Genomic DNA, 4755 nt, shown 5'->3' on the forward strand with positions numbered 1-4755 from the left:
AAGCTTAACTTAATATAGTGCGATGTACTAAAAATATACCATGCAAATCATAAGTCAATATTTATTTTTGCCTATAAGGATATTTTCTTAAGCGTGTTTTAGACGCAGGAGCAGTTAGTCTGGGAATATAAGTAACAGTTCTTCTATTATTTCCTGAATGCATCTCTGTTTTTCGAAGAAATTAGGATGTAAGTATTTTCTATAAAATTACTTCTTTAATTCGTTTAGATGTTTGGTAAGTTTAGTACTATTAACAGATATATAAAAAATTCATGTTGTAATAAGACAGTCATTTGTAAATCAAATAATACATATGAAATTTTCAATGAAATAAGAAGGTTTTATCCTAACTATCATCAAAAAATTCATCTTATTGTGGATGGTGCGGGTTACAACAAAGCTCATCTTGTGAAGGATTGAGCTTATGTTAGCAATGGATGAGAAAGGTGCGCACGAAATACTTAACGTATTCACCGAGCAAGGAGGTAACTTCCTTGACTCTGCTGATTGTTATCCAATTTATTTGCCAGATGGTAATGAAGGAGCACAGGGATCAGAGATAATTATTGGTCGCTGGTTGAAGTTGTATGCTAAACGGGATGACCTCGAGTTGTACTAAAGTCGCTTTGGTATGGCTATTGCAAAGGCCAACTGTCATATCGCCAGTGATGGGTGTTATATGTCTTCGACATTAACAGGTGGTTACTGGTCTGCAATTCAATCAAATTAGACAGTTGAGGGCTTGATGAGAGAATTTGATGTTAATGTATTTGACGCTCATATTCATACTGAATTTAATGGCATGCTGGATAATTTCAGTGGTATTGAGTGTTCGCTAGCCTCTTACAAAGAATCTATACGATATACGTTTCGTTGGTTCCCTCTCGGATTCTGCATCGCCATCTAAGGAGCATGGTGATCTAAGTCAATTAGGAATTTACCATTGTGCCGTTGTGCAAAGTTTGGATTATGGCCTTAACTTCAATCAGTCAGCGCTTTTTGTCAGGGGAAAAATTGGCGATAAAAATTAATGTTGGTTTTATACATAGGTATGCATCTGATGATGTTTTCCAACCTCTATGGACTCAGGGTAGCACAAGGTGAGAGTGCGCGATTAGTATGAATGGCTAAAAGTTAGTCTTGGAATTTAATTAGCGGATTTCTATGAGCATTATTCAAGTAAGAAATTTGAGCAAATCTTACCGTATTTACACAAAAAATCCTGGTCTGTTGGGCAGTTTAAAGTCATTTATTAAAAGGGACTATGCGGTTGTACAAGCGGTAAAGGCGATTAATTTTTCTATTGAAGAAGGAGAAATTGTGGGTTTTCTTGGAGCGAATGGGGCTGGGAAAACCACTACCATGAAAATGTTGGCGGGTATCATTCAGCCCTCTTTAGGCGATGTCAGTGTTTTAGGGCATATTCCTTATGAACGTAGGAACAGATATTTAAAGTCAATATCATTTGTGGCTGGGCAGAAACAGCAACTAGCTTGGGATCTTACACCTAATGATTCCTTCATACTTAATAAGGTTATCTATGATCTCGAAGATAATGAATTTTCCAGATGCCGCGATGAACTGGTTGAATTACTTGCTATTCGTTCGGTAATTAACAGGCCGGTTCGTAATTTGTCCCTTGGTGAGCGTATGAAATGCGAATTAGCTTTATCATTGCTACATAAGCCAAGGGTTTTGTTTCTTGATGAACCCACAATTGGGTTAGATGCTAATATGCAGCGCGTCGTCCGTGAATTTATCTTGCACTATAATCAGACACACAAAGCAACAATTCTCCTAACTTCTCATTACATGGCGGATGTGGAAGCACTTGCACGACGTGTCATTATCATCAATTCGGGAGAGATCGTCTACGATGGACAGCTCGCGCATTTAATTGCAAAGCGTTCTCCCAAAAAGATTATAAAGGCTAGTCTTTCAGGTCCGATCAATCCAGAGCTGAGTTTGTTACCTGGCTTGCTGTTCTATGATGGCCACGATATTGAACTAGTGGTAGAGCGTGACGCTTTATCTTCTGCAATGGCAAGGTTGATGTCGGAACAGGTCGTTCTTGATATCTCGATCCATGATGAGCCGATAGATCGTGTGCTAGCGGGATATTTATCTTCAAGTGGTGAGCCTAATGTTCAAATGTTTTAAGCGGACCCTACAGTTATGGAGGGTGCTCATTGGTCAATCTTTCTCTCAGGCTATTGCATATCGAGCACAGTCGATGGTTTGGATGATAGGTGGTGTGATGCCTATCTCTGTGATGTTAGTTTGGTTTAATCTGGCAGATGGAGGTGCCATCGGCGGTTATACACCCAGCGATTTCGCGGTTTATTTCCTTTCCATTTACTTGGTGCGTCAATTAACGTCCATTTGGGTAATGCAGCGCTTGGATCGTGATATTCGCCGAGGTGAACTTTCTATGCTACTGCTGCGCCCTGTGTCTCCCCTCTATTGTTATATTGCGGATCATGTGGGACAGATGATTGTTCGAGGACCGATTATATTAGTGGTTTTTATTTCTGGTGTCGTTTTGACTGGTAATTTACAACGCTTAGATGTCTGGAACTTTTTGGTTTTTTTACCTTCACTCATGCTTGCCTGGATTATCATTTTTCATCTTTATTATTGTCTGGGTTTGCTGGCCTTTTGGATTAATAACGCAATGGCATTTGACCCATTGCTTTGGGCGCTTTATACGATACTTGGGGGATCACTCATTCCTCTTGATTTATATCCGCCTAGTATCGCAGGGTTATTGAAAGTCTTGCCTTTTGCATCGGCAATGGATTTCCCGGTGCAAATAATATTAGGGAAACTAAATCATGACGAATTATTGACTGGTTTCTTGATACAGTTATTCTGGGTTATAGTACTCATGTTAATTCGTACTTTGCTATGGTCGATAGGATTAAAAAAATATACGGCTTCAGGAGCTTAACTAAATGCGGTACGGTTTACTATTATTGGTCTTGATAAGAAATTCTTTCGTTTTAGAACTTGAATTTCGACTCAATGCTTTGGTTAATTTGATCAATTCTTTCCTTGCCTGCCTGTTGGCTTTACTTGTTTTGACTGGATTCTTCGGTCAAGTATCCCAAGTTGGGGGATGGAGTTTCAATCAAATGGTTGCTCTGCTGGGTGTGACTCTCATTGTGGAGTCATTAATTGATAGTTGGTTGTTTCCAAGTATCCATTCTCTCTCGGAATATATTAGGAGAGGTGACTTAGATTTTATGCTTATTCGTCCAGTTGATCATCAGTTCTTTATTACATTTCATCGTTTTAATGTGTGGGACAGTGCGAATTTTATCGTTGGTTATATTGTTGTGCTGTTCGCGATGTTTCAACAGGATGCTTTGATATTTTCGAACTTCATGCAATTCAACTTAACATTATTATTGGGTGCATGCGTTTTTTATTCTCTGTTTATGTGCTCAAACCTTATTGCCTTTTGGTTCACTAAAGTTTCTGATGTGTGGATCATTTGTTATTCTCTGATGGATATGGGCCGGTTTCCCGTTAGTGCTTATCCTGGTGCTATGCGGTTTGTGCTGAGTTTTATATTACCGGTTGCTTTCGTAAGTAATGTACCTGTGCAAGCGGCCTTGGGTATTCTTAATTTCGACACGTTGGCTATGGCATTTGTGTATGCGTCAGGAGCATTATTATTAACTCGATACCTCTGGCTCAAAGCTCTTTCAAGATATAGTAGTGCGAGCAGCTGAGGGTATTTTGTACCCCAATGTCTTATCTGTGCTATAAAATCTTTAATCTCTCTGTATTAAAGCTTTTAAATGTTCATAGCAGACTAGGTAAATGTAAAGTGGATGGAAGGATAATATTGTCGAAAATGTATTTAAAATCCTTAACTGGCGGATAGCTGAATTAATGACAGATAAAAAGGCATTTACGATCATTAAAAAAGGGGCATATAGGTAAAAAGAGAACTATATTAAAGAGATGGTAAGCCTGTACAGTGATTCCTGTTCCGAGAGTTTTTTTATTTTTATTAAACTGATACTCAGGTTTTTTTGTTTTTTCTTTCCTTATTTAATGGACGTAGGAACTGTTATTAATTTCTAAAATTTTCAGGAAGTACAACTAATTCCAGCGGAAAAATTGCAGTAATCATTATTGGCTTGTAGAAGCTACTTTGAAAAAATACAAAGGAATCATCATAATCAAATAAAATAAAATGTAGAGATAAAACATTGCTTATATCCTTAGTATAGCTGATTGTTGATCATTAATTTATAAATTCACCATTTGTTTTTCCTATAATGTCTGCTGTGTGCGATCATAAATGTAATATTACATAATATGGCTAGTGTAATAGAACTATAAATTATAAAATAATCATATGAAGTAGACACGCCAAAAAATGGAATGCTTCCGGTATGAAAAACATGTAAATGAAAAAGATCAGATGCCATCATAAGTAATATAGCTAATAAATTAATATAAACATCATAAGGAATTAAAAGTTTCTTAAAAGCAAAGTATAGAGGATAAAGTGCAAGTAAAGAAAAAATAATATATAAATAGTCAACCATTCTATTCTGTCCTCAATATGATCTATATTGTCCATAAATGGTATTCATATCCCCCAAGACTTCAAGAGCTACTTCTCTGTAATTCATCGTTTCTATCCCTTGCTGTTTTAAGCCAACAAGCAGATCAGCATTAATATACCGATATAATCGCTGATTATCTGGCTCTAGCCTGTAACCTAATAATCCATTT

4 protein-coding genes and 1 pseudogene are annotated in these 4755 nt (G+C 37.1%); all 5 read left to right on the forward strand.

Annotated elements, in window-relative coordinates; genetic code table 11:
* Positions 1–228 precede the first annotated feature (228 nt).
* Positions 229–417: pseudogene (locus ABR397_RS21800) on the forward strand (hypothetical protein); the annotation flags it as partial.
* Between the two features lie 7 nt (positions 418–424).
* The gene (locus tag ABR397_RS21805; protein WP_350307543.1) at positions 425–619 is read left to right on the forward strand and encodes an aldo/keto reductase; all 195 of its coding nucleotides are present in this window, start codon (positions 425–427) and stop codon (positions 617–619) included.
* A gap of 545 nt (positions 620–1164) precedes the next feature.
* A complete protein-coding gene (locus tag ABR397_RS21810; RefSeq protein WP_350307544.1) occupies positions 1165–2160 on the forward strand; it encodes an ABC transporter ATP-binding protein in 996 nt (331 codons plus the stop codon).
* 73 nt (positions 2161–2233) lie between these two features.
* Positions 2234–2950 carry an ABC transporter permease gene (locus ABR397_RS21815; protein ID WP_350307545.1) on the forward strand — a complete coding sequence of 239 codons (717 nt, stop codon included), beginning with the start codon at positions 2234–2236 and terminating at the stop codon, positions 2948–2950.
* A gap of 4 nt (positions 2951–2954) precedes the next feature.
* Positions 2955–3737 (forward strand): ABC transporter permease, encoded by a 783-nt coding sequence (locus ABR397_RS21820; protein WP_350307546.1) that lies wholly within the window; start codon positions 2955–2957, stop codon positions 3735–3737.
* The last annotated feature ends 1018 nt before the right edge of the window (positions 3738–4755 follow it).

This window comes from Photorhabdus viridis (assembly GCF_040256935.1).
Lineage (GTDB): Bacteria > Pseudomonadota > Gammaproteobacteria > Enterobacterales > Enterobacteriaceae > Photorhabdus > Photorhabdus viridis.

Coding starts and splice junctions, on each gene's coding strand:
- ABR397_RS21805 (WP_350307543.1), top strand. CDS start 425: ATGTTAGCAATGGATGAGAAAGGTGCGCACGAAATACTTAACGTATTC.
- ABR397_RS21810 (WP_350307544.1), top strand. CDS start 1,165: ATGAGCATTATTCAAGTAAGAAATTTGAGCAAATCTTACCGTATTTAC.
- ABR397_RS21815 (WP_350307545.1), top strand. CDS start 2,234: ATGGTTTGGATGATAGGTGGTGTGATGCCTATCTCTGTGATGTTAGTT.
- ABR397_RS21820 (WP_350307546.1), top strand. CDS start 2,955: ATGCGGTACGGTTTACTATTATTGGTCTTGATAAGAAATTCTTTCGTT.